Source organism: Halolamina sp. C58, assembly GCF_051195095.1.
Lineage (GTDB): Archaea > Halobacteriota > Halobacteria > Halobacteriales > Haloferacaceae > Halolamina.
The window spans coordinates 1,324,925-1,348,982 of sequence record NZ_JBNTJY010000001.1 but is presented as its reverse complement, the minus strand read 5'-3'; the positions used below and the strand labels follow the sequence as shown (position 1 = coordinate 1,348,982).

Genomic DNA, 24,058 nt, shown 5'->3' with positions numbered 1-24,058 from the left:
CGACCGAGGACCGCAGCGACTCCCGGGAGCCGAGCGAGCAGGGGCTTTCTAGCGGTTGCTGCCGCAAATCTTCTTCCCGGCGTACGGAGTCGTAACTGAGCCGGCAGGGGCTTTCGCGGTGTTCGTGACGGCGATGTTCGTCGAACCGACAGCAGCAGTAAGCCAGTCTCTACCGCCTCATACCTCCAACACTTCGGGGTAGTCGGTGAAGTTCTCGTACCCGTCCTCCGTCACCACCGCGATGTCCTCGATCCGTACGCCGCCGTGTGCCGGGTCGTACAGCCCGGGCTCGATCGTCACGATCTGTCCGGCCTCGAGCTCCCCACCACGCGGCGACAGCGACGGCGCTTCGTGCACGTCCAGCCCGACCCCGTGGCCGGTGCTGTGGATGAACCCCGTCTCGGTCGAGGGGTCGTCCCGGAGCGTCGGGTAGCCGGCGTCCTCGTACACGTCACACACCGCCGCGTGCACGTCGGCGCCGGTCGCGCCGGCCTCCAACGCCTCGAACGCCGCGCGTTTGGCCTCCTGTGTGAGATCGTACCACTCCGCGACCGTCTCGCTGGCCTCCCCCTTGACGAACGTCCGGGTCATGTCCGAGTGGTACCCCGTCTCCTTGCTCCGCGGGAAGATGTCGACGATGATGGGCTGGCCCGCCTCCAGCGGCCCGCTGCCGCGGTTGTGCGGGTCCGCGGCGTCGACGCCGCAGGCGACGATCGTCTCGTCCAGCGCACAGCCCTGCTCCAGCAGCGTGACCTCGATCTCGGTCTTCACGCGCTCGCTGGTCAGCGGTTCGTCCTCGTAGTACAGGGTACCGTTCCGAACGTCGGCGGCGTCGAGCAGGTCCTCGCAGGCCTGCATCGACTTCTCGTTCGCGACGGTGGCCTCGCGGACGTGCTCGATCTCCTCCTCCGTCTTCACCGCGCGGATGTCGTCGACGACGCCCTCGGAATCGACTGCGAGCGCGACGCCCTCCTCGCGCAGGCCGTCCGCCGCGCCGACGGGGAACGTCTCCGGCACCGCGATCGAGTCGACGCCGTGAGCGTCGAGAAATGCGGCCTGTAGCTTCGCCCGGGCGACGCCGGACTCGTGCGCCTCGCGGAGCGACTGGTAGTCGTACTCCGAGGTGCGGTCGACGGTGCCGCGGGCCTCCTTCGTCGCGCGGCCGTACTCCAGCCCCGAGGTGAGGAGCGCGGTCTCATCGGGCGTGTAGACGGTGAAGAAGGGGTCCGGCGCGTCGAAGCCGGAGAGGTAGCGCTGCGTCGAGTCGTCGCTGTCGGCGTAGACGGCGTAGCCGTCGAGTCCCTGCTCGGCGAGATACTCGTCGAGGCTCGTGGTGTCGATCTCCATGTCCGCGTTGGCGGGCGGCGCGGGCAAAGGCGTTGCCGTCGCGGCCACGCTGGCAGCGAGCGGCGACACAAGGGATTTCCCGGCACCGGCCGGACGACGGGTGTGCGACGACGTGCCCTCCTCTCGCTGTCCGCGCTCGCGCTCGCCGGCTGTACGGCGCCTCGTTCCGACGGGATCGGCGTTCCGACCGCCGCGTCCGACTGCCCGCCAGTCGGCGAGCGGATCGTCTGTGTCCCCGAGACCGATCCGGAACGCGCACCGATCGCGCTGACTGCCGACTCGCGGTCGATCTCGCTGCCCGAGACGGTGACGTTCACGCTCGAGAACGGCGCGGGCCGAACGCTGTCGACCAACTTCTACGCCTGGAAACTCTGGAAGCGGGTCGACGGCGACTGGTACCGGATCGTCCTGGACATCTGGCCGGAGCCGCTGATGACGCTCGACCACGGCGAACGCCACGAGTGGGTGCTCACCGCCGAGCACGACCTCCCGGCGGACCCCGGCCGGTACTACGACGCGTGGCTCGAGGCGGGCACCGTCTCGGGCCTCGGCGGCGGCGAGTACGCGTTCACGACCGACGGCTGGTTCGGCGAGTCGACGGACCCACAGCTCGGGTTCGCCGTGCTGTTCGCCGTCGACGCCCCCGATCTGACGCTCGAACCCACGGCGAAAGTCAGCGACGCCTCCCGTGACGGTGCGGTCGTGACCGTCCGTGGTGACGGGGAGGGCGACGGGGACGGCCGCGCGGAACTGGTGGTCAGGCGGGTCGAGGCCGCTGCTGGCGCCGATCGAGTCATCCCCGAGCAGGCGGCCCACGACTACCGCCTGCGGAACACGCTGCCGTACTTCGAGGATGGCGTCGAACGAGTTCGCTACGTCGAACGGAGCCCCGGCTACCCGGCGTTCGGCGTCGACGAGCCGTACGCGATCCGCTACGAAGGAGAGCTGTACGAACTGCGCGCGGCAGAACCGGAGACCGAGACGGCGACGGACTGACGGTCCGGCGCCCTACCAGGTGCCGTGGAACGTGTCGAAAGAGAGCTCGTCCAGCGGCTTGTTCCCGACGGCGATCTCGTACTCGCCGGGGGTGAGCATCGGCTTGTGGAACTGCGGGCCGTCGTCGGTGGTGATCCGGGGACAGCCCGTGTTGACGAACGCGTCCATGTCGAAGTTGCGCAGGCGGTCCGGCGTCACCTCGTCCATCGTGATCAGGTAGGCGTTCTCGTTCTCGTCGACGATCTTCTCCGCCATCTCCCAGCGCCCCTGCCCGATCTTGGTACAGAAGATAACGCCCCACTTCTCGGCGTCCATCGCGCGGTGGACGGCGCCGTAGCGCTGCTTCATGAACTTCTCCGTGTCCGCGACGGTGACGACGTTGTTCACCGGGTCACAGATCACGACCTTCTTGTCGGGGTGCTCCATCGCGAGCCCGAGGGGGTGGAACTTCCCGCCGCCGACGTACAGCACCTGATCGGCGTCGATGTCGGCGGAAGCGTAGTTGCAGCCGAGCACCTGCCCCTCGTGGGTCAGGCGGTCGTCACCCTTCCGGGTGTGGACGTCGTACCCCTCGCCCTCCAGCCACTCCTTCATGTCGTCGAAGAGGTTCATGTGCTGGGCGGTCGTGACGAGGCCGACGTCGTCCTCGGGGAGTTCCTCCAGCGCCTCCTCCATCATCGGGAACGGGTCGACGTTGGAGAACAGCGGCACGTAGATGATCTTGTCCGAGTTCTTCATCGGCGAGTGACCGAAGTGGACGAACACGTCCGTCCGGCGCATCAGGAACGTGTCGAGGTCGCAGGCGCCGTAGCAGGGCTGGCCCGACAGCATGAACGTCACGTCGTCGGGCGCCAGCGCGCGCAGGTCGTCGGCGACCGCGGGACCGCGGCGCTTCAGCCCCTCGGGGAACTGCAGGCCGACCTTCTTGGCGTCTTTCTCCTCGATTTCCTCGATGATGCGCTCCAGCTCGTAGTCCCACTCCCGGTCGTGGCGCAGGGACATCCCCGTGTTCCGGAGGTCCCCCTCGCTCGTGGCGTCGCCGGCGGCGTCCTGACTCATTAGCGTCGTTACCGGGTACGGACGGATAATCCCCGCGTTTCCGTCAGTCACGTGCTCCCGCGACCCACGATCGCGGCGGCGGGCGACTCAGCGCTCGAACACGAGCGAGAGCAGCTTCCGCTCGGCGGCCGTCAGATGCTCCGACAGCGTCGGCTGGCTGATCCCCAGCCGCTCGGCCAGCGCCTCGCCGCTGACCTGCCGCGGCCAGTCGTAGTAGCCCGCCTCGAAGGCGACTTCGAGCACCTCGCGTTGGCGATCGGTCAGCCGGCGCTCCAGCTCGTGTTCCAGCTCGCGGTGGCTGAAAAGCGGCGTGAACGCGTCCTGCTCCCGTTTCGCGACGAGGTCTCCCCCATATTCGGCCTGAAACGTCGAGATCACGTCGCCGGCGTCGTACTCGCCGGGGAGCTCCGCGACGATCCGCCCCTCGCCGTGGTCGCCGACGACCGAACGCGGGAGCGCACCCAGCTCCGCCAGCCGCACCGCCGGACAGTTCTCCTCGACCAGGAACTCCAGCAACCCTCCGTCGTCGTAGCGCTCGATAGCCGTGACCGCGACCGACGGGTGTTCCCCCGACAGCGTCTCGACGACCGACAGGTCGGTGCCGTGCACGCTGTAGAACTCCGCGTACGCCCCGTCGCCGCGGGGGACCATCTCCTCGAGTTCGAGCCGGCAGGACGCCGCTGCCGACGCGCCGACGAACGGGTACGCCGGGTCGTCGAACGCGAACTCCAGTTCGACGACGGGGTCGTCGTTGGACTGTCCCGACCGAACGGACATGTCAACAGTTACCGCACGTACGAACAAAAACCTCGGGGTGAGCCTTCAACACGTCTCGGGGGTCGCCTTCCCGCGGCGATCGCCGCCGCTCGACCCCACCGTGGACACCGATGTCGTTCCGCCGCGCCTTCGCGCTCCGGCTCTCGCCCGCTCGGAGGATCCCACCCCTCCGACTGTCAGTACCGGCTCGTCCCGCGTAAACTGTCAGCCTATGCTGTTAGGCGCAGTTACTCGTCGTCGTCGTCCGGGACTCCGGTGTCCGCGGTGAACTGCCCGCCGTAGGAGTAGTACTCCTGCGGGTCGGGGAAGAACGCGGACACGTCGTCGTGCTCGACCGACGCGATCACGGTGCCGTCAAGCGTCCGGAAGTGGGTGTGCATCTCCCCGCGCTCGGTCGCGGCGCGGACGAGCCCGCCCGCCTCGCGCTTCCGGAACGCCCCGGCGACGAACACCACGAACTCCTCGTCGTGGTCGAGACACTCGGTGACGATGAACGTCGTCGGGCCGGCGCCGGCCTGATACACCGCGGTCTCGTCGAACTCGGCACGCTCGCGCGCGTCCTCGACGGTCTCCGCCGTGTCGTTGTCGACCAGATACGTCAGTCCCCAGTGCTCGGCGCCCTCGGCGTCGGGAGCGACGGGTGAGGTGTCCTGTGAGAACACGACGAGCGTCTCGTAGCCGGCGTCCTCTCGGTCGGCGGCCATCGCTCGCGTGTCCTCGACCGTCCGTTGCCAGCCGTCGCGGATCACGTCGGCGTCGTCGGCGATCCGGTCGAGCTCGTCCGGCACGCCCTCGCCGTCGGGGTTGACCATACCGATACAGGGGTGGCGTCGCTGATAAAAGGTGTGCGTTCCTGCTCAGCCGGGAACGCCGAACACGAGTTCGAGCGCCGCCGACACCGCGAGCACGGCGACCGCGGTGGTGAACAGCTTCACGTTGCGGTCCACCCGGTCCGAGAACGGGAGCCGCTCCCCCCGCAGCGGCGGGAGCTCTTGGATCCGGTCTTCGAACCGGTTCGGCTCCCCGCTCTCGAGGTCGACGATCTGCCCGTCCCGTTTGGGGCGCTCGGGCTGGATGCCGAAGCTCCCGACCCCGAACAGCAGCGTCCCGATCACGAACAGCAGCAGCTTCAGGGTGGGGAGCCCCTCCCCGAGCAGGAACGCCGGCACCGCGGCGCCGGCGACGATCAGCGTCGTCGCTGCGACGACCCAGAGGGCGAACTCCGCGTAGCGGAGGAAGCGTCTACTCGCCACGGGTCTCTCGACCCAGCCGGGCGTCCACGTCGGCGTACTCGTCGCTGTGCCGGTGGCAGTAGCTCTTCCGTCCCGTGTCGCTGACCGTGTAGTGTTCGGGGCGTTCGTTGTCACACACGCCGCCGAACTCCTCGCGGAGCAGGTCGCGTGCCTCGCTGGGGTGGCCGGCTTTCACCCGTTCGAGCGCCCGCTCGACCGGCTCCTCGACCGACGCGGGCCTGTCGACGCCGTCGAACAGGTCGCCGACCGCTTCCTCGATGTCGTCGTGTTTCGAGAAGCTGCCGGTCCGGCGCTTCACGCGGTCGGTGATCGAGAGCTCGACCCGGGTCCGTTCCCGGACGATCTCTCGGAACCGCTCGATGGCTTCCCACACGTCGTCGTCGAGGTCGCGGTACTGCTCGGGCCGGATCTTGGCGGGACAGCGCGTCGAGAACTGACAGCCCTGCGGCGGGTCTCGCGGGCTCGGCGGCGTTCCGGGGAGCGTGATCCGGTCGATCGTCGCCGTCGGGTCCGGCCGCGGGATCGCCGACAGCAGCGACTTCGTGTACGGGTTCGACGGGTCGTTGAACAGCTCCTCCGTCTCGCCGAGCTCCATGATCTTCCCGAGGTACATCACCGCGACGCGGTCGCAGATGTGCCGGACGACGCTCAGGTCGTGCGCGATGAACAGGTAGGTGAGATCGAGCTCGTCTTGGAGGTCTTCGAGCAGCGTGATGATCTTCGCCTGCACGGAGACGTCGAGCGCGCTCACGGGCTCGTCGAGCACGACGAACTCGGGGTTGAGCGCGAGCGCACGGGCGATGCCCACGCGCTGGCGCTGCCCGCCCGAGAACTGGTGGGGGTAGCGGAAGTAGTGCTCCTCCTGTAGCCCGACTTTCTCCAGCAGCTCACGCACGCGCTGCCGGCGGTCGCGATCGGTCTTCCAGTCGTGGGCGTCCAGCGGCTCCCGAACGATCTCGCCGACGGTCATTCGGTCGTTCAGGCTGGACTCGGGGTCCTGGAACACCATCTGCGCGTTCCGTCGCCAGTGTTTCAGGTCCTTCCCGGAGAGCTCGGTGATGTCCGTGCCGTCGAAGGAGACGGTCCCTTCGGTGGCCTGTTCGAGTCGGATCAGCGTCCGACCGAGCGTACTCTTCCCCGAGCCGGACTCGCCGACGAGCCCGAACGTCTCACCGCGTTTGACCTCGAAGTCGACGCCGTCGACGGCTTTCACCGGTGGCGGCGCCAGCACGCCGTCGCCGCCGTAGTACTTCTTGAGGCCCTCTACCTCGATGAGCGTCTCCTCCTCGGTCGGATCGTCCCGCTGAAGCTGTTGACTCATTCGTTCTCACCTCCGTCGGCCGCGGCGAGCTCCCGGTGGCGCTCGACGCGGCGGTCCTCGGGTTCGTCGTCCGGGTACAGCAGACAGGCGGCGGTGTGGTCGTCGCTCTCGCCGACCTGAACGTGCTGCGGGGCGACGGCGTCGCAGGCGTCGAACGCCTCCGGACACCGCGGGGCGAACCGACAGTGGGTCGCCTTCTCGTTCGGCGTCGGCACGTCGCCCTCGATCGTCCGGAGCTGGTCGCCGGCGGTCTGTTCGCCGGGGATCGCGCCGAGCAGCCCCTCGGTGTAGGGGTGGCGCGGGTTCGCGAACAGCTCCTCGACCGGCGCCTTCTCGACGAACTCGCCGGCGTACATCACGTTCACGCGATCGGCGATCTCCGCGATCACGCCCATGTCGTGGGTGATGAACAGGATGGAGAGTCCGCGCTCCTCTTGCAGGTCCTGGAGCAGTTCGAGGATCTGCGCCTGAATCGTCACGTCCAGCGCCGTCGTCGGCTCGTCGCAGATCAGGAACTCCGGATCGCAGGCGAGCATCATCGCGATCACCGCACGCTGGCGCATCCCGCCGGAGAACTCGTGGGGGTACTCGTTCAGCCGGCGCGGCGCGTCGGGGATGGCGACCCGTTCGAGCAGCCTGATCGCCTCCTTGCGAGCGTCCTCGCCGGTGAGCCCCTGGTTCACTTCCAGCGCCTCCTTGATCTGGTTCCCGACGGTGTAGACGGGGTTGAGCGACTTCTGGGGGTCCTGGAACACCATCCCGATGCCGCTGCCCCGCACCTGCTGGTACTGCTTCTCGTTGTACTCGGTCAGCTCCTCGCCGTTGAGCTTGATCGACGAGCCCGACAGCACCTCGCCGGGGCTCTCGATGAGCCCCATGATCGAGCGGGCGGTCACCGACTTGCCGGAGCCGGACTCGCCCACGATGCCGACGGTCTCGCCCTTGCGGACGTCGAAGTCGACCCCGTCGACGGCCCTGATCGTCTCGCGGTCGGTGTGGAACACGGTCTGGAGGTTCCGGACCGAGAGCACCACGTCCTCTTCGGCGGCCATCAGGCACCACCCCCTGCGGCGGCTTCCTCACCTTCGTCGCTCTCGGTCTCGGGGTCGATCGCGTCGCGGATCCCGTCACCGAACGCGTTCAGCCCCGTGACGAGCACCACGATCATCGCGCCGGGGATGAACGAGATGTGCCACGAGGGCCCGGAGACGTACGACTGTCCGAGCGACACCGCACGCCCCCACGCGGGGGTCGGCGGTGTGATCCCCAGCCCGTTGCCGAGGAAGGAGAGCGCGGCGAGACCGACGATGATCCCGCCGGTGGACATCGAGGCGTACACGAGTAGATAGCCAGTGATGTAGGGGAACATGTGTTTGCGCATGATCGTCCGCGACCCCTGTCCGAAGCTCTCGGCGGCGTCGATCCACTCCTCTTGGGCGACTTGGAGCGCCGGGCCACGGACCGCCCGCCAGAGGAACGGCCAGCCGGTGAACCCGAAGATCAGTGCCAACAGGAACCCGCCGTCGAGCACGTTCGCGATCCAGTGGTTCGCGAACACCGCGCTGATCATGATCAGCAGGAGCAGCCGCGGGACGGAGACGATCCCGTCGGCGGTCGTGAGGATACCGAGGTCGATCACCCCCGTGTAGTACGCCGACACCATCGCGAGCCCGCCGGCGATCACCGCGCTCAGCCCGATCGCGAGCCCGGCGACGATCAGCGTGATCCGGGCCCCGCCCATCATGAACGTGAACAGGTCACGACCGTTCGGGAGCGTGCCGAAGGGATGGAACCGCTCGAAGTTGTCGTACGTCATCGGGCCGACGTTCTGACTGCCGGCGCCTTTCGACTTGGAGTCGAAGTTGGCGGCGCCGGCGGTGATCGTCACGACCTCGCCGGCCTCCTCGTCGAAGTGTTGGATCTCGTTGCTGTACGGCGACTGGATGTTCCCGGCGACCGTCGTCGGACCCAGCGCCGGGCCGAACAGCGCCATGATCAGGAACAGCGCCAGCACGATGATGCCGAACTGGCCCCAGCGGTGGTCACGGAGCCGGTCGACGATGTCGTCGGAGGGCGTCCAGTCGGCCTGTCGGTAGTGCTCGCGGAACACGAGCCAGCCGCGGAACACCCAGTAGAACGCGAACAGCGCGTATGCGACGATGAGCAGGACGCGGAACGCCCACGCCAGCGCCGGCTCCAGCCCGAGGAACGTGTCCACCCAGGGGCCGTCGGCGCTTGCCATGTGCCCCTGGTTCGGGATCGTGTGCCGGCTCAGCAGCGTCGGGAGGCTCTCGGCGGTGTCGCGGACGCCCGTTATCGCGCCGGAGACGTTCGACTGGAAGTCGACGACGCCGGCGGAGATTCCGCCGAGCCCGAGCAGACCGAACAGCACGTCGAAGATCGCGGTCACGCCGATGAACGCCGCGTCGAGCACCGTCAGGATCCCCCCCACGAACGCGCCGAACTCGACGGCGATCAGGGCGGCCGTCACTGCGAGCCAGCGCAGCGCGGGCGCGGGGTCGTCGACGACGCGCGACCACAGCGGCCTGTCGTCGTACTCGAACTTCGGCCCGGTGTCGGTTTCCGAGGCGGTGTTCGTGCTCATTGTTGGGTGTCCCCCAGTGTGATACGCGGGTCGATCAGTGTGTAGAGTACGTCCTGAAGGATGTTCATCAGTACTTGGATGAGAACGAAGATGAACACGAGCGCCATCACGACGGGGATGTCCGGCCCGAGGATCGCCCGGAAGAAGAGGTTCCCGAGCCCGTTGATGCTGAACACGCTCTCGACGAGCACCGAGCCACCGATGAGCAGGTAGAACTCGCCCATGATGACGGGCAGCAGCGGGACGATCGCGTTCCGGCCCACGTGTTTGACGACGATCCGCCGCGGGGAGAGCCCCTTGGCCTTGGCCGTCTCCACGTACTTCGAGTTGATGCTCTCCAGAACCGCCGTGCGGCCGATGCGGATCTCGTTCCCCATCGACGCCGAGCCGAGCACGAGCGCCGCGGGCAGGATCCACTTGAACGCGATCAGCATGTTCTGGAGGTTGGGGATCGGAATGAACAGCAGTTCGAGCACCGGTATCCCGTTGAACAGTTCGATCACCGTGAACAGGTTCGACACCACGTCGGGCGTCCCGATCACGTCTGTCCTGATACCGAGGCCGCGGTACCACGAGAGCGCGCCGCCGGCACTGAGGCTCCCGGCGATCATCACGGCGAGCCAGAAGTTCGGCATCGCACGCCAGATGATGCCGCCGCCGGAGGCGAGGTAGTCACCCCAAGTGTTGGCGCGGAGGCCGGCGTACAGGCCGAGCGGGATCCCGAAGATGAGCGCGATCACGACGGACCAGAACCCGAGCCACAGCGTCGCAGGCATCCGGTTCGCGATGACCTCGGTGACGGGAACCCCACGCTGGAGGACCCACGACTGCCCGAACTGCAGCGTGAACAGGTCGTACATGATGTTGCCGTACTGGCGCCAGACCGGGACGGGGGTCCCGTCGGGCTGGATGTAGCCGAGGGCGATCCGGAGCTGCCGGATGTCGCTGGAGGTGGCGTCACGGCCGAGAATCGCCAGCACCGGATCGAGCGGGCCGAGGTACATGATCAGGAACGACATCGTCAGCCCGAACAGTATCACGGGGATGCCCAGCCCGAGCCGTTTCAGGATGTACAGTGATCGATTCATGTGTGAGTCTCTTCAGCATGGCTCGGTCGACGAGCGAAGCGGGACGATACGTCAGTGTCGGTACGGACCGGGTACCGACGTGATTGGCGACGAGAGGATGGAAGTCTAATCATACCGAACAATGATATCGTGGCTGTGTCACACCGGCACGACTATGACGAACATCGGCCGGCGAGGTTTTCACCCTGTCGATGCGCTCGAGCGGGGCGAGCGCGGGTCGGGAGTTACTCGCCCTGCCAGTGGCTCTCGTAAGCCGAGGCGCCGCCGGGGAACACCTGCGTCGGGGTCAGGTGGTAGGCGGGCGCACCGCGGCCCTTGAACACGCTCTGGACGAACTGCGGCCGGTTGACGACGTACGCCATCGCCTCACGCACCGGCTTGGGCACCTCCTGCATGTTGAACGCCACGTAGTAGGTGTTGATCGTCGCAGACTGGGCCATGTTGACCGTCTTGTCGTTCTCCATCGGCCCGTAGGTCCCGCGGTCGATCCCGTCGACCGTCTCCTCGATGCTGACCTTCCCGGGGTCGTACTTCGAGGTCGGGATGCCGGACACGTCGGCGTTCTCGTTCAGGAAGTAGTTGTACGAGGCGGTGGTGTCCGTGATGATCGCGGCGTCGATCCCCTCGATCGCGGCCTCCTGGCCGTGGTAGTCGTCGAACTTGTCGGCGTTGAACTCGCCGCCGTTGCCGGACTCCCAGTTGGCGAACTGGAACGGACCACAGCCGACCGGGTTGGTGGAGAACTCCTCCCAGCTCATGTCGCCCTCGTACCCCTCGATGTCGCCCACGATGCCCTCGGGGACGACCGAGAAGGCGGAGTAGGCGAGCACCGACAGCGCGAACGGGAACGAGTTCTGGAGCGTGACCGTGAACGTGTAGTCGCCCGTAGCCTCGACGCCGGTCGAGCCGGGGACGACGTTGCCGTCGTCGTCGGTCTCGCGCTCGATGTTGAGCACCGAGTTCGGGAAGTAGGTGTTCGTGGAGTTGGAGGACTCGACGAGGCGGCGGATCGAGTACACCATGTCGTCGGCGGTGACCTCGCCGTAGTCACCGTGGAACTGGATCCCCTCCTTGAGCGTGAACTCGTACTCCGTCAGGTCGTCGCTGACACTGTAGTCGTCGACGAGGAGGTTCCGGACCTCGGTGGTCCCGTTGTGGTAGTTCATCGGCGCGTCGAACAGGTTCATCACCTTCCCGCCCGAGGCCGTGTTCCCCGAGGCGATCGGGTCGAGTGCGCTGAACGTCGCCGAGATCTTGTCGAGGCGGTCCTTGCCTTCCAGACCCTGAACCGAGATGTTCTCCTTCGAGCGCGAGCCGCCCATCCCGCCCGGCGGGCTGTAGTCGAGGCGGTCGTACCAGAAGCTCTGGGACACCTGGTGGTACATCGGCAGCAGCGCGGCCGACTCCCACAGGCCCTCCTCCATCTTGACGGCAGCCTCGTCACGAGCCTGCTGGGCCTCCTCGGACTGCTGGGGGTTGTTCTGGATCTGGTCGAACTGCTCGGTCATGAAGTTCCGGACGTCGGTCTCCGTCTCGGAGTCCTCGGTCCAGAACAGGCGTGCGCCGTTGGGCGCGGGGCCCTCACCGTCGTAGATGGTGTTCTCGGGGTCGACCAGCTGGAGGAAGTTCTGGGGCGCGGGGTAGTCCGCGATCCAGCCCAGCGTGAACGCCTGCATGTCGCCCTTCTCGGTTCGGCTGAGGAGGCCGCTGAAGTCGGCCTCGGCGATGCTCATGTCGATGTAGGCGCTCTCGAGGCGGGAACGGATGGTGTTGGCCATCTCCTTCCACGCCGGGCTCGTGTACTGGAGCCAGTCGAGCTCGAAGCGGTTGTCGGGGCCGTAGCCGGCCTCCTCCATCACCTGACGGGCGCTCTCCACGTCCGTCTCGCCCGGCGAGTACGGGTAGGAGTCGAGGCCGGTGAACTCCTCGTCACCGCCCTGGCCATCGGTCCCGGTGGGGGTACCGTCCCCGCCGCTGGGGCTGTCGGTCGGTGACCCCTCGCCACCGTCGGTACAGCCGGCGACGCTGGCAGTCAGCGCGGCCGCACCAGTCGCCTGGAGGAACTTACGACGATCGAAATCACTATCTTCGGACATCCTGACAACGTATCCCACCGTGGTGAACTTAAACGTTATGTAGTGATAATTACGTGGTGAACGTTACCAAGGCACATGAATGTGGCGGATGCGGAGAGAATCCCCGACCCCAACCCGTTTATTCGTCGCTTCCCCAAAGCCGGCATGGACTACTCCCGCCGCCGATTTCTCACTGTCGCCGGTGCCGGGATCGCCGCGTTCGCGGGCTGTGCCGCCCCCGACGGCGACGCCGGACTCGACGGCGACCGACCGTTCGTCGACCTCTACGAGGCAGTCTCCCCGTCGGTCGTCCGCCTGCGCGTGTACGATTCTCGCGGTCCGCTCGGCGAGGGCTCGGGCTGGCTCTCCGACGACGGCGTGTTGGTCACCAACGCCCACGTCGTCGCGGGCGCGGACACGGTGCGCGCCCAGTTCGCGAACGGCGACTGGACCGAGGCCGAGATACTGGGCAGCGACCCTTACAGCGACCTCGCCGCGCTCTCGGTCGATCCGCCCGTCGACGCCGACCCACTCCCGCTGCTCGACGAGCAGCCGCCGGTCGGCACTCGCGTCGCCGCCGTCGGCGCGCCGCTGGGGCTGGCGGGGTCGCTCACCTCCGGGGTGGTCTCGGGCGTGAACCGGACGATCTCCTCGATCCAGAACTTCACCATCTCCGGCGCGGTCCAGACCGACGCCGCCGTCAACCCCGGCAACAGCGGCGGCCCGCTGCTCACGCTCGACGGCGACGTGGCGGGCGTGGTCACGCAGGCCGGCGCCGAGAACGTCGGCTTCGCGATCAGTGCCGCGCTGACCGAACGGGTGGTCCCCGAACTGGTCGAGACGGGCAGCTACGAGCACTCCTACCTCGGCGTGCGCATCCTCCCAGTCACGCCGCTGCTCGCCGCAGCCAACGATCTCGAGGCGGCACGCGGGGTCTACGTCTCCGCAGTTCCCGAGGGGAGCCCCGCCGACGGCGTCCTGCAGGGCGGCAGCGGAACGGAGACCGTCGAGGGGTCGCCCCAGCCGACCGGCGGCGACGTGATCGTCGCGCTCGACGGGACGCGGGTCGAGACGACGGGCCAGCTCGGCACGTATCTCGCGCTGGAGACGAGCCCGGGCGACACGATCGCGGTGACGGTGCGCCGCGACGGGGAGCGCCGGACCGTGGACGTGACGCTCGGAACGCGGCCGGCCCCCCGATAACGGGAAAAGACACGCCGCGGGGGTGAGCCAGAGACAACCGGGGGAGCCGGTCAGTCCTCCATCCGCGCGACGAGATCCTCGAACTGCTGCTTTCGCTCCTCGACGGCCTCCTCGCGTAGCGTCTCCTCGTCCGCCGTCGGGCACTCCAGGGACGGCACTTCCGTCGGCGTTCCGTCGTCGTCGAGCGCGACGAACGTGAAGAACGAGGCGGTGGTCTTCCGCTCCTCGCCCTCCCGGGGGTCCTCCGCGCGCACGTCGACTTTCACGTCGACGCTGGTGCGGCCGGTGTTGAACACGTACGCCTGCACGACCGCCACCTCGCCGAGATCGATCGGCGAGATGAAGTCGACGTGGTCCATCGACGCCGTCACGACCTGTCTGTTCGCGAAGCGCATCCCCGCGATGGCGCCGCAGATGTCCATCCAGTGGAGGACGGCGCCCCCGAGCGCCCGGCCGAGGTTGTTCGTGTCGTTCGGGAGCAGGAGCTCGGTCATCTCGGTGTACGACTCCGCGAGCGTCGCCGTCTCGGTCATGGGCATCGCTCCGAGCGCGGCGTACTCAAACCCGCCGGTCCGGTCGACGGCCCGGGCTACTCGTCGCCGTCGGGGTCGTCGACGCCGAGCTCCTCGCGGCTGCGCCCCGCGGCGTCGAGCACGTCGTCGGCGATCTCGATCGGGCAGTCCGCCCGGACCGCGATCGCGACGGCGTCGCTGGGTCGCGCGTCGAACGTGCGCGATTCGGCCTCGCCGTCCTCGTAGCGCTGGGCGTCGATCTTCGCGTAGAACGTCCCCTCTCGGAGCTCGTCGATCCGCACGCGGTCGAACGCGCCGCCGAACTCCGTGACCATCTCGACCAGCAGGTCGTGGGTCAGCGGCCGATCGAACGGCTCGCCCGCGAGCCCGCGTCGGATCGCGTCGGCCTGATCGTCGGTGACGAAGATAGGGAGGTACTCCCCTCTCGCGTGTAGCAACGCGGCCGGGACCGCCTCCCCCGACGGCGTGTTCCCCGTCGCGATACCCGTGAGTTCGGCGACGTGGCTCATACCGGATCGGTCGACTCGAACCCGCAAATAGCTGTCGCGGGACCGAACGTTCATGCTGCCGGCTCGCGAACACGCGACCGATGGACTGCCGAGTCGTACTGGAGGCGCCGGTGCCGGTCTACGACGTGGTGACACCCGAGGCAGCCGTCGGCGCGGCCATCTCCAAGGTCGGGAAAAAGCTCAACCCCGATCTCTCCTACGTGGATATCGAGCCCCGCAGCCGTCGCTCGCCTCGGGGTGCCGAGCTCCCGCCGGCCACCGTCGCCGCCGGCGAAGGGTTGGTCGCGCTCGAACTCGAAATGACGGTGTACGACGTGGAGAGCGAGGACCACGCCGTCCGGATCGCGCGCTCGGAGATCGGCAGCCGGCTGGAAGGCATCCCGCTCGAACGCCTCTCCTGTGAGCCGGCCGACGAGGAGGAGACCGAGACTGCGGCGGCCGACGCCACCGAGGACGCCGAGGCGGAAGCGGACAGCGACGAGGAGACGCTGCTCCCGGAGTTCGAGGAGATGGTCGAACAGCATCGGGAGTGAAACCGATCACGGCGCGTGACCTGCCGCGCGCTCCGTCCCGGACTTCCTCGTGAACGGCGCCGCCGCTATCGAGCGTGGGATCGCAGGAGGTCGAGTCGGCGCGTCAGTCGGCCGTCGCGGGGACCGCTTCTTTCTCGTCGAGCGAGTCTGTCAGCCCGTGAATCAGCTCGAAGACGGCGCGCTTGTGGTCGGTTTTCGAGCGGTGAATCGACGTGGGCTGGACCCCGAACTCCTCGTATCCGGTGAGGTCGAGTTCCGGCTCCGGCGCGTCCTCGTACTCGGCCCGTACCTCCGAGAGAAGACCGTGGAGGTGAATGAGCTCCTGTTTCTTCATGTCCACAGTCGTCTACCGTCCGGAGGGTTATATGGTTACTTTGAGTATTGTTAACACACAATGCCTACAGAGCGTCTGGTTCGCCGGAAATCGCCGGAATCGATGATTTTCTCGACATGATGCGGGGGGACGGGCGACGGCGTTCGCGCTCGACGACGGACCGACACCGGCGCTTTCGTGCGGATTGTTCTCGTGGTCGCGCGGCCGAGCGTGAGCTTTCAGACGTTTCAAGTCAGTCCGTACGCAGGTTCGGGTATGGAGTCCACCGACGCGGCGTCGCTGATCCAGCGGGCCCGCGACGCCCTCGACGCCGCCTACGTCCCCTACTCGGAGTACACCGTCGGCGCCGCCGTGCTGACCGACGACGGCGAGGTGTTCACCGGCTGTAACATCGAGAACGCCAACTACAGCAACGCGCTCCACGCCGAGGAGGTCGCGGTCGGCGCGGCGGTCAGCGCGGGGCATCGATCGATCGCGGCGGTCGCGGTCACCTCCGGGGAGCGTGACGGCGTCACGCCGTGTGGGATGTGCCGGCAGACCCTCGCGGAGTTCGGCGACGAGGACGTCCCGGTGTACTGCGACACCGGCGACGGCGAGTGGACAGAGTACTCGTTGGGCGAACTCATCCCCGACACGATCACGCCGGGAATGCTGGGTATCGACCCCGAGGCCGACGACGACTGACCTCGAACCCGCGGAAGCCATTTGCCCCCCGGGGCCATACGGCCGCACATGTACGTCCGCGACGCACGGAACCGGGACGAGGCGTGGTTGCTCGACCGGATCGAGGAGATGGGGCTCGACAGCACCGCCTTCCGCTCGCGGGACTACGTGATCGCGGTCGACGAGCGAACGAACGAGCGCGCCGGCTTCGGTCGCTACCGCATCCACAAAACCGACGAGGGGGAGGTCTGTGAACTCACCGGGATCGGCGTCGTGGACGGCTGGCGCGGGCAGGGCGTCGGCGCCCACGTCGTCGAGCGACTGATCGATCTCGCGGCCGACAACGAGTTCGACACGGTGTACTCGATCACCGACAGCGACGACTACCTCCGGCAGTTCGGCTTCGAGCCGGTCGACGCCGAGGAACGCCCGCCGGTGATCGAGGACCGCCTCGAACAGAAACGCGAGGAGGTCGACGAGGACGTGACCGCGCTGGCGATCGACACCGGCGCGTTCGAGATGCCCGCCGAACTCCGCGATCGGTTCAAGAACGCCGAGAAGGGCGGCAGCGAGCCGGAGGAGCCCGAGGAGAGCGCCGAGGACTTCGGGATCGACGCGGAGGAAGCGACGTACAAGTACGACACCGGGTAGTCCGTTCCGCCGGCGCTACTCGTCGGGCTCCTCCCCGCGAGCCCGTTTGTACATCGCGAGCGCCTGCTCCCGGCGTTCCCCGTGGTCGACGATCGGATCCGGGTAGTCGACGCCCACCTCCGCGCGCTCGGCGTCGCTCATCTCGACCCAGCCGTGGATCTCCTCGGCGTCGAGCCCCCGGAGCTCCGGGACGTACTCCGTGATGTACTCGGCGTCGGGGTCGTAGCGCTCGCCCTGCGTGGCGGGGTTGAAGATCCGGAAATACGGCTGGGCGTCGGTGCCGGTCGACGCCGCCCACTGCCAGCCGCCGTTGTCGTTCGCGGTGTCGTGGTCGACGAGCCGGTCCCGGAAGTGGTCGTAGCCCGCCCGCCAGTCCCACAGCAGGTCCTTCGTGAGAAACGAGGCGACGATCATTCGGACGCGGTTGTGCATCCACGCCTCCTCGCGGAGCTGGCGCATCCCGGCGTCGACGATCGGGTAGCCCGTCTCCCCGGCTTTCCACGCGGCGAGCTCGTCGTCGTCGTTGCGCCAGTCGATCGGCGCCTCGTAGGATTTGTAGTTCGCCGTCACGATCTCGGGGTTGAAGTAGAGCACCTGCGTGTAGAACTCCCGCCACGCCAGCTGTGACTGGAACGTCCGGACGCTCTCCTGTGCCGGCCCGAGTTCGTCGTCGTCGGCTTCGGGGTCGTACTCCTCGTCGCGTTCGTCGCGCTCGGCGGCCTCCTCCATCGCCGCCTCGGTCGCTTCGTACACTTCCCGGAGACCGATCGTCCCGAACCGAAGGTGGGGAGAGAGCCGCGAACTCCCGTCCCGAGCGGGGTACTCTCGCTGCTTTTCGTACTCGAAGATCGGTCCCTCGCAGAACTCGGCGAGCCGGTCGCGCGCGGCCGCAGTCCCGGCGGCCTGCACGTCGGCGTCCGGCTCCTCGAAGCCCAGTTGCTCGATCGACGGGAGCTCCCCCCGGAGCGCGCCGTCGAGGTCGAACTCGCCGTCGAACGACGCCGCGAGTTCGTCCCTCGCGAGCCCGTCGGCGTCCGCGAGATCGCTCCCGTCGGGCGTCTCGAACGGGTCGGGCTTCTCGCGGTCGCGCCACTTCTTCCAGAAGTACGTGTACACCGAGTACGGTTCGCCGGCGTTCGTCCGGATCGTCCCCGGCTCGTGGAACACCGCGTCGTGGTGGGTCTCCGTGTCGACGCCGCTGGCGTCGAGCGCGTCTGCCACTCGCTCGTCGCGCTCCTGTGCGAGTCCGGAGTAGTCGGCGTTCCAGTGAACCGTCCCGGCGTCGACGGCCGCGGCGAGCGCGGGCAGCACCGCGGCGGGGTCGCCGCGGGCCAGCACGAGATCACTCCCCCGCTCGCGGTAGGCGTCCCGCAGTTCCGCGATCGAGTCGAGCATGAACCGCACCCGGGCATCGCTCCCGTGTTCGAGCACGGTCGGATCGAAGACGAACACGGGAACGACCCCGCCGGCGTCGTCGGCCGCTGCCGCGAGCCCGCGGTTGTCGCTCGCCCGCAGATCCCGCCGGTGCCAGAAAACCGTCATGGGCGTTGCTGGGCCGGCGGCGCCGTGAAACCATCGGAGCGGCAAAAATTTCCGATACAGATTCGGCAACAACTACCAGACAGCAACCGGAAGCGAACGGTTTAGTTCGTTCAGAGAAACGGGGAGACACCGGTCCGATCCCGCCCGAACGCCCTCCACGTCGAGTCACCGTCCGAGCGTCGGCCGACGGTGAGCGATCCACGACGGCGAACGGGCGGCCGTCACTGCTCATGAACCCACGACACACCGCACTCGCACTCGCAGTCGTACTGCTCGTCGCCGCCGTCGCACCCGCGACCGCGGCCGCACCCGTCGACGAGGACGCCGTCGGCGACCTGACCGTGACAACGGCGCCGGCGACCGCCTCGGCCGCCGCCGCCGCGGAGGCCGCTACGGCCTCGGACGCGACCGACAGCCTCGTCGCGGAGAGCGACGTGGCCGTCTTTCGACTCAACGCCTCCGGCGTGCCCGCCGAAGCCGACGACGACGGCACCCTGCTCGGCGACGAACTGACGCTGACCCTCCGACAGACCGCGAGCAGCGTCGGCGTGAACGAAACGGCGAAGACGCTCGACGCCAGCGCCGACACCGAGGGCGTCGCGGTCCGCACCACCGAGAGCGCCGTCTACGTCGCCGTCGATATCGCGACAACGGCGTTCCAACAGGCCAACGGCACCGGAACCGCCGATGCGGGCGATAGCTTCACCGCGACTGCGACCGTCACGGACGCGGTCACCGACGGCGAGAACGTCACCCGGACGGCCAACTTCGGCGTCGTCGAGCCGTCGGTCAACTTCGTCGGCGGCGTCGACGAGGCGACCGCCGGCGGGACCGTCGAGTTCACCGCCGCGACGCTGCTCGCGCCCGGCACCTCGCTGACGATCGCGCTCGCACCCGGCGAGGGCGAGAGTCGAACCACGACGGCGACCGTCGGCACGGACGGCCGCGCGACGGGTGAACTCTCCGTCGACGGGTTCGACGCCGGCGAGGAGTACACGGTTCGCGCCACCGCCGAGGGAACCGACCTGAACGCGACCGTGACGGGCACGATCCAGGCCGCCGCGACCGAGACGCCGGCATCGACCCCGACGGCGACTGAAACGGCGGAGCCGACCGGGACGAGCACCTCCGGACCCGGCTTCGGCGTCGTCGCCGCGCTCCTCGCGCTGCTCGGCGCCGCTGCCGTCGCCGGCCGTCGCGCGTAGTCCCGCCGACCGAGTATCGAAGCGAAACCCCTTTTCGAGGCTCCCTCACAGTCGGCGTGTGAACGAGGAACGTCTGCAGTTCTGGTCGCTCTATCTCGCCCGGTTCGCGACGGGCTTTGGCTACGTGACGCTGGTGACGCTGATCCCGTTCTACATCGAGATCCTGAACGCCTCGGACTTCATGGCGGGGCTGTTCATCACCGGCTTCACGCTGGCACAGACGATCGCGGTGATTCCGCTGGCGTGGGCCGGCGACAGCCGAGACAAGAAGCGGGTGCTGCTCGGCGTGTTGCTCGCCAGCACCGTCGCCTACGTCGCGTTCGCGAACGTGCAGGCCATCGGTGACGCGGTGGCGGCCGCCGCGGCCGTCTTCGGCGTCGGCCTCTCGACGGCGTTCGCCGACAGTTCGGGGTTCATCGGCGTTCGCGCGCTGCAGGGTGCCGCCGTCACCGGCTCCGGGCTGATGACGCTCGCGCTGGTGGGCGAACTCGCCGACCACGGCGAGCGGGCCAACAGCATCGGGAAAGCCAACGCCGTCCGGTTTCTCGCCTCCATCGTCGGCTCGCTCTCCGCCGGCGGCCTCTACCAGACGCTCGGGTTCACCCCGATCTACGCCGTCACGATCGTCACGTTCGCGCTCGGGATCGCCGCCGTCTGGCTCTACCTCCCCAACGACGAGACGCGATCCCACGGCAACCCCTTCGCGGGGCTGGCGCTCAACAAGCGCATCATCACGCTCACCTCCTTCCGGGCGCAGTACGCGGTCGCCGTGACGCTCGTGCGCTCGTGGGCCAGCATCTACGCGGGCGTCTCGGTCGCCCGCGGCGGGCTGGGGTACACCGAGGCGGGGCTCGCGATCTCCTGTGTGATCGTCGCCGAGAAGCTGACGAACATGCTCTGTCAGCCGTTCACCGGCCGGCTCTCGGACGACTACGGCCGCTCGCTGTTCGTGTTCGCGGGCGGCGGCGCCTACGGGCTGATCGCGGTCGCGATCCCGTTCTCGCCCGCGATCGGCGAGGCGCTCGCGCTCCCGGCGACGTTCCCGCTGCTCGGCACTCTCTCCTCGGCGTTCATCCCGCTACTCGTCATCAACGGCCTGCTCGGCGTCGTCGACGCGTTCCGCGAGCCCGCGAGCATGGCGCTGTTCGCGGACGAGGGCGCCGACGAGGGCGGCATCGCCGCGAGCTTCGGCATCCGCGAGCTCGTCTGGCGACCCGGCAGCGTCCTGGGCCCGGTGCTCGCGGGGTGGCTCTGGAGCCAGTACGGCATCGAGACGGTGTTCTACGCCGGCGGCGCGTTCGCGGTGGCGGGCGCGCTCACGTTCGCGGTCGTGCTCACGCGGTTCCACGGCCGCGACGCGCTGACCGAGTGGTGATCAGCGACCGTCTCCGGCCTCGAACGCGGCCAGTCGGTTCAGCGCGATCGTCGTCCGCAGCGGCGTGCCCGCGTCGCCGCGGTCGAACAACAGCCCGTCGGTGTCGCGGACGTGCTCCAGCACCACGTCGGAGGCGTGCCGCGGTGCGCCCGCGATCCCCGACTCGGTCCGGTCGACCCACTCCATCACGCGCAGGTCCGACTTCGAGTCGCCGAGCACCAGCGCGAACGGGTCCTCGATGCCGAGCACGTCGAACGCGGCCTCGACGCCGGCCACTTTGTCGAGTTCGAGCGACGTGATCTCCGCGGCGTCGGCCTCGTAGTACCCCACGTCGACGCGTTCGAACAGCTCCCGGACCGGCTCCGGGATCTCGACGTCGGCCACCGTCGCGTCGACGCGTTCGAGGACGGCGGCGATCTCGTCGTCCGCGGCCGCGTAGTACGCCCGCGCCCAGCCTTCCGCGTCGCCCTCGATCCCGGTCTCCGTCGCGACCGCCCGGCCCAGTGAGTCGATCTGGTGGCGCAGCGCCTCGTCGATCACCGCCCGCGCCTCGTCGCTCCCGGTCTCGTGGTTGGGTTTGAGCGTGACGTTGAACTCGTTGCCCTGGAGGTGACAGCCCCGGGCGACCGATTGGGGGGCGTCCCCGAGCGCGCTCGACCGCACCTGCTCGAACACCCGACGGACCGACGGCGCCAGCTCCTCGTACAGCAGCTGTTTGGTGTCAGAGCCGTGGCCGGGGGTGAACACGCCGTTGCCGGCCTCGTACACCACCGAGAGATCGCCCGAGTGGACGAGTTCGCTGCCGAGCCCCTGCACGAGAAACCCTTTGACGTTCTCCAGCGTCTGCCCGGTACAGATCACGATCGGCACGCCGTCGTCGTGCAGCTCCGTCAGCAGGTGGAGCGTCTCCCGGGGGATCTCGTTGTCCGTGCTCCCCGCCGAGCGAAGCGTCTCGTCCACGTCGAGCACGAGTACGTTGATCGGTCGCCGCTCGCGCGCCCAGAGCTCGGCGGCCGTCCTCGCGGTCTCTCGGGTCGCCCGGCTCGCGATGTCGGCGTACGCGGCCCCGAACGCGTCGACGATCCGGCCGTTCCGGCTCTCGAAGTCCGCGCGCGCGGTCTCCCACCGCTCCAGCGCGGCCGTCGAGTCGACCGGCGGGAACAGCTCCACGAAATCGCGCAGGGAACGGATCGACGCGGTGTCGAACTCGTCGTACAGCCGGTCGAGCCGTTCCCGGTGGTCGACGCCCGAGCGGTCGGGGTTTCGCATGTCTCAAATCTTTACTCACTATAGGATAAACGTTTTGTGCGGCTGTGTGATACGGTGTTCCATGGATGCAGTTGTGTTGAGCGAGGACGGCTCGCCGCGGCTCGTCGACCGGCCGCGGCCGGAGCCGGGCCCCGGCGAGGCGCTGATTCGGGTCGATCGGGTCGGCATCGACGGCACCGACCGCGAGGTGCTCGACGGCGTACACGGCGGCGTCGAGGCGTCGATGGTGCTCGGCCACGAGGCCGTCGGCACTGTCGCGGAACCGAACGGCACGGGGCTCGACGCGGGCGAGACGGTCGTCCCGACGGTCCGGCGGCCGCCGGGGGCGTACAACGAGTACTTCCGGCGGGGCGAGCCCGACATGGCGCCGATGGACGAGACCGTCGAGTGCGGGATCGACGGCGCCGACGGGTTCATGGCCGAGTACGTCGCCGTCCCGAGCGAGTACCTCGTCCCGCTGCCCGAGCGGCTGGCGCCGTACGGCTTCCTCGTCGAGCCGCTGTCGATCACCGCGAAGGCGCTGGAGCTGGCCGAAGCCTCCCGCGAGCCGTTCGCGTGGGACCGCGATCGGGCGCTGGTGCTCGGGACGGGCTCGCTGGGGCTGCTGACGCTGCCCGTGCTCGCCGAGCGGTTCGACGAGGTGTACTGCCTCGGCCGTCGCGACCGCGACGATCCCGCCGTCGAACTCGCGATCGAGGCCGGCGCGACGTACGTCGACTCCCGCGAGACGCCGGTCGCCGAGGTGTCCGAGGCGTACGCGCCGATGGATCTCGTGTACGAAGCGACCGGTCACGCGCCGCACGCGGTCCAGTCGGTGTCGGCGCTCGCACCGAACGGCGTGGCGGCGCTGCTCGGCGTGCCCGAACCCCACACCGCGGAGGTGGACCTCGCCGACTTCCACCGCGAACTGGTGCTGGGCAACCGCGCGGTGGTGGGGTCGGTCAACGCCGGCTACACCCACTTCGAACGCGCGATCGAGTGGCTCGACGCGATGCCCGAGTCGGTGCGCTCGGCGTTCGTCGAGCACGTCTACCCCATCGAGGCGTTCGAGGCGGCGCTGGACAGCGACGTTATCAAGGCGGCAGTCGAACTCGACCCATGAAGAACGTCGACGACCTGATCGAGGAGGCACGCTCGCTCGCCGACCGCGGGTTCTCGAAGGGGGAGATCGCCGACGAGCTCAACGTCTCCCGGGAGACCGCCTCGTGGCTGGTCGACCGGGCCGGCGCCACGCCCGCACAGGGCGGCGGGCCGGGCGACATCCACGTCGACTGGTCGGCGGTCGGCCGGGACTCCTCGCGGCTGGGCCACGTCGCGGCCGCGCTGGCCGACCTGCTCTCGAAGAAGGGCGAGGACGTGGATCTGACCGTCGGCGTCGAGAAGGCAGGCGGCCCGCTCGCGACGACGGTCGCGACCGAACTCGACACGGATCTCGCGACGTACACGCCCCGGAAACACCAGTGGGAGGAGGGGAGCATCGAGAACCTCGAAGGCGGCTTCTCCCGGAACTTCGCGGAGGTCCGCGAGCGGGAGTGTTACATCGTCGACGACACGATCACTTCCGGCACCACGATGCAGGAGACGATCGACGCCGTGCGCGCCCGCGGGGGCGAGCCCGTCGCCTGCGGCGTGCTCGCGGACAAGCGCGGCGTCGACGAGGTCGACGGCGTACCGGTGTACTCGCTGCTGCAGGTGATCCGCGTCGGCAACGGCGCCTGAG

The 24,058-nt window shown here is 68.5% G+C and carries 24 protein-coding genes; 9 read left to right on the top strand and 15 right to left on the bottom strand.

The window, feature by feature from the left end:
• Nucleotides 1–177: 177 nt before the first annotated feature.
• A complete protein-coding gene (locus ACQUSM_RS07105) occupies nt 178–1,347 on the bottom strand; it encodes a M24 family metallopeptidase (protein ID WP_435117150.1) in 1,170 nt (389 codons plus the stop codon).
• Between the two features lie 102 nt (nt 1,348–1,449).
• Here ACQUSM_RS07105 and ACQUSM_RS07100 point away from each other — a divergent pair, with 102 nt between their 5' ends.
• Complete coding sequence (locus tag ACQUSM_RS07100; RefSeq protein ID WP_435117148.1) at nt 1,450–2,343, top strand: hypothetical protein; 894 nt, start codon at nt 1,450–1,452, stop codon at nt 2,341–2,343.
• A gap of 12 nt (nt 2,344–2,355) precedes the next feature.
• Here ACQUSM_RS07100 and dph2 read toward each other — a convergent pair whose 3' ends face one another.
• From dph2 to ACQUSM_RS07055, 9 genes are all read right to left on the bottom strand, one after another.
• Complete coding sequence (gene dph2, locus ACQUSM_RS07095; protein WP_379730814.1) at nt 2,356–3,402, bottom strand: diphthamide biosynthesis enzyme Dph2; 1,047 nt, start codon at nt 3,400–3,402, stop codon at nt 2,356–2,358.
• Between the two features lie 87 nt (nt 3,403–3,489).
• The gene (locus ACQUSM_RS07090; RefSeq protein WP_435117145.1) at nt 3,490–4,179 is read right to left on the bottom strand and encodes a bacterio-opsin activator domain-containing protein; all 690 of its coding nucleotides are present in this window, start codon (nt 4,177–4,179) and stop codon (nt 3,490–3,492) included.
• Nucleotides 4,180–4,406: 227 nt separating this feature from the next.
• Nucleotides 4,407–4,991: a DUF7529 family protein gene (locus ACQUSM_RS07085; protein WP_435117143.1), complete on the bottom strand. Its 585-nt coding sequence runs from the start codon at nt 4,989–4,991 to the stop codon at nt 4,407–4,409.
• 45 nt (nt 4,992–5,036) lie between these two features.
• Nucleotides 5,037–5,432 (bottom strand): DUF7555 family protein, encoded by a 396-nt coding sequence (locus tag ACQUSM_RS07080; protein ID WP_435117141.1) that lies wholly within the window; start codon nt 5,430–5,432, stop codon nt 5,037–5,039.
• Nucleotides 5,422–6,753, bottom strand: a complete 1,332-nt coding sequence (locus tag ACQUSM_RS07075; RefSeq protein ID WP_435117139.1) for an ABC transporter ATP-binding protein — start codon at nt 6,751–6,753, stop codon at nt 5,422–5,424. The genes ACQUSM_RS07080 and ACQUSM_RS07075 overlap by 11 nt, the downstream gene beginning before the upstream one ends.
• Complete coding sequence (locus ACQUSM_RS07070; RefSeq protein ID WP_435117137.1) at nt 6,750–7,805, bottom strand: ABC transporter ATP-binding protein; 1,056 nt, start codon at nt 7,803–7,805, stop codon at nt 6,750–6,752. Before ACQUSM_RS07070 ends, ACQUSM_RS07075 begins: the two co-directional genes overlap by 4 nt.
• Entirely contained in the window at nt 7,805–9,358 is a 1,554-nt protein-coding gene (locus ACQUSM_RS07065) for an ABC transporter permease (protein WP_435117135.1), read from the bottom strand. The genes ACQUSM_RS07070 and ACQUSM_RS07065 overlap by 1 nt, the downstream gene beginning before the upstream one ends.
• A complete protein-coding gene (locus ACQUSM_RS07060) occupies nt 9,355–10,446 on the bottom strand; it encodes an ABC transporter permease (protein ID WP_435117133.1) in 1,092 nt (363 codons plus the stop codon). Before ACQUSM_RS07060 ends, ACQUSM_RS07065 begins: the two co-directional genes overlap by 4 nt.
• Before the next feature lie 224 nt (nt 10,447–10,670).
• On the bottom strand, nt 10,671–12,542 hold the full coding sequence (locus ACQUSM_RS07055; RefSeq protein ID WP_435117131.1) for an ABC transporter substrate-binding protein: 1,872 nt from the start codon (nt 12,540–12,542) through the stop codon (nt 10,671–10,673).
• Nucleotides 12,543–12,686: 144 nt separating this feature from the next.
• Between ACQUSM_RS07055 and ACQUSM_RS07050 the strand changes: the two genes are divergently transcribed.
• On the top strand, nt 12,687–13,724 hold the full coding sequence (locus ACQUSM_RS07050) for a S1C family serine protease (protein WP_435117129.1): 1,038 nt from the start codon (nt 12,687–12,689) through the stop codon (nt 13,722–13,724).
• 50 nt (nt 13,725–13,774) lie between these two features.
• Here the strand turns inward: ACQUSM_RS07050 and ACQUSM_RS07045 are convergent, their stop codons facing one another.
• Together ACQUSM_RS07045 and ACQUSM_RS07040 are read right to left on the bottom strand one after the other, a co-directional pair.
• Nucleotides 13,775–14,257, bottom strand: a complete 483-nt coding sequence (locus ACQUSM_RS07045) for an acyl-CoA thioesterase (protein ID WP_435117127.1) — start codon at nt 14,255–14,257, stop codon at nt 13,775–13,777.
• Between the two features lie 56 nt (nt 14,258–14,313).
• Nucleotides 14,314–14,766, bottom strand: a complete 453-nt coding sequence (locus ACQUSM_RS07040; RefSeq protein ID WP_435117125.1) for a bifunctional nuclease family protein — start codon at nt 14,764–14,766, stop codon at nt 14,314–14,316.
• Between the two features lie 80 nt (nt 14,767–14,846).
• Between ACQUSM_RS07040 and ACQUSM_RS07035 the strand changes: the two genes are divergently transcribed.
• Nucleotides 14,847–15,299, top strand: a complete 453-nt coding sequence (locus ACQUSM_RS07035; RefSeq protein WP_435117123.1) for a DUF555 domain-containing protein — start codon at nt 14,847–14,849, stop codon at nt 15,297–15,299.
• 103 nt (nt 15,300–15,402) lie between these two features.
• On the opposite strand, the gene ACQUSM_RS07030 is transcribed toward ACQUSM_RS07035, so the two are convergent.
• Nucleotides 15,403–15,633 carry a UPF0058 family protein gene (locus tag ACQUSM_RS07030; RefSeq protein ID WP_435117121.1) on the bottom strand — a complete coding sequence of 77 codons (231 nt, stop codon included), beginning with the start codon at nt 15,631–15,633 and terminating at the stop codon, nt 15,403–15,405.
• A 255-nt stretch (nt 15,634–15,888) separates the two neighbouring features.
• Here ACQUSM_RS07030 and cdd point away from each other — a divergent pair, with 255 nt between their 5' ends.
• Together cdd and ACQUSM_RS07020 are read left to right on the top strand one after the other, a co-directional pair.
• Complete coding sequence (cdd, locus tag ACQUSM_RS07025; RefSeq protein WP_435117119.1) at nt 15,889–16,317, top strand: cytidine deaminase; 429 nt, start codon at nt 15,889–15,891, stop codon at nt 16,315–16,317.
• A 48-nt stretch (nt 16,318–16,365) separates the two neighbouring features.
• The gene (locus tag ACQUSM_RS07020; protein WP_435117117.1) at nt 16,366–16,947 is read left to right on the top strand and encodes a GNAT family N-acetyltransferase; all 582 of its coding nucleotides are present in this window, start codon (nt 16,366–16,368) and stop codon (nt 16,945–16,947) included.
• A gap of 15 nt (nt 16,948–16,962) precedes the next feature.
• Here ACQUSM_RS07020 and ACQUSM_RS07015 read toward each other — a convergent pair whose 3' ends face one another.
• Nucleotides 16,963–18,489, bottom strand: a complete 1,527-nt coding sequence (locus ACQUSM_RS07015; protein ID WP_435117115.1) for a cryptochrome/photolyase family protein — start codon at nt 18,487–18,489, stop codon at nt 16,963–16,965.
• A 230-nt stretch (nt 18,490–18,719) separates the two neighbouring features.
• Here ACQUSM_RS07015 and ACQUSM_RS07010 point away from each other — a divergent pair, with 230 nt between their 5' ends.
• Both ACQUSM_RS07010 and ACQUSM_RS07005 read left to right on the top strand, forming a co-directional pair.
• Nucleotides 18,720–19,694 (top strand): PGF-CTERM sorting domain-containing protein, encoded by a 975-nt coding sequence (locus ACQUSM_RS07010; RefSeq protein ID WP_435117113.1) that lies wholly within the window; start codon nt 18,720–18,722, stop codon nt 19,692–19,694.
• A gap of 58 nt (nt 19,695–19,752) precedes the next feature.
• Nucleotides 19,753–21,069, top strand: coding sequence for an MFS transporter (locus ACQUSM_RS07005; RefSeq protein WP_435117111.1), 1,317 nt, complete (start codon nt 19,753–19,755; stop codon nt 21,067–21,069).
• Here the strand turns inward: ACQUSM_RS07005 and ACQUSM_RS07000 are convergent, their stop codons facing one another.
• Nucleotides 21,070–22,338, bottom strand: coding sequence for an HAD family hydrolase (locus ACQUSM_RS07000; RefSeq protein ID WP_435117109.1), 1,269 nt, complete (start codon nt 22,336–22,338; stop codon nt 21,070–21,072). It abuts the gene before it with no gap.
• Nucleotides 22,339–22,399: 61 nt separating this feature from the next.
• Here ACQUSM_RS07000 and ACQUSM_RS06995 point away from each other — a divergent pair, with 61 nt between their 5' ends.
• Nucleotides 22,400–23,440: a glucose 1-dehydrogenase gene (locus ACQUSM_RS06995; protein ID WP_435117107.1), complete on the top strand. Its 1,041-nt coding sequence runs from the start codon at nt 22,400–22,402 to the stop codon at nt 23,438–23,440.
• The gene (gene gfcR / locus ACQUSM_RS06990) at nt 23,437–24,057 is read left to right on the top strand and encodes a transcriptional regulator GfcR (RefSeq protein WP_435117105.1); all 621 of its coding nucleotides are present in this window, start codon (nt 23,437–23,439) and stop codon (nt 24,055–24,057) included. Before ACQUSM_RS06995 ends, gfcR begins: the two co-directional genes overlap by 4 nt.
• The last annotated feature ends 1 nt before the right edge of the window (nt 24,058 follow it).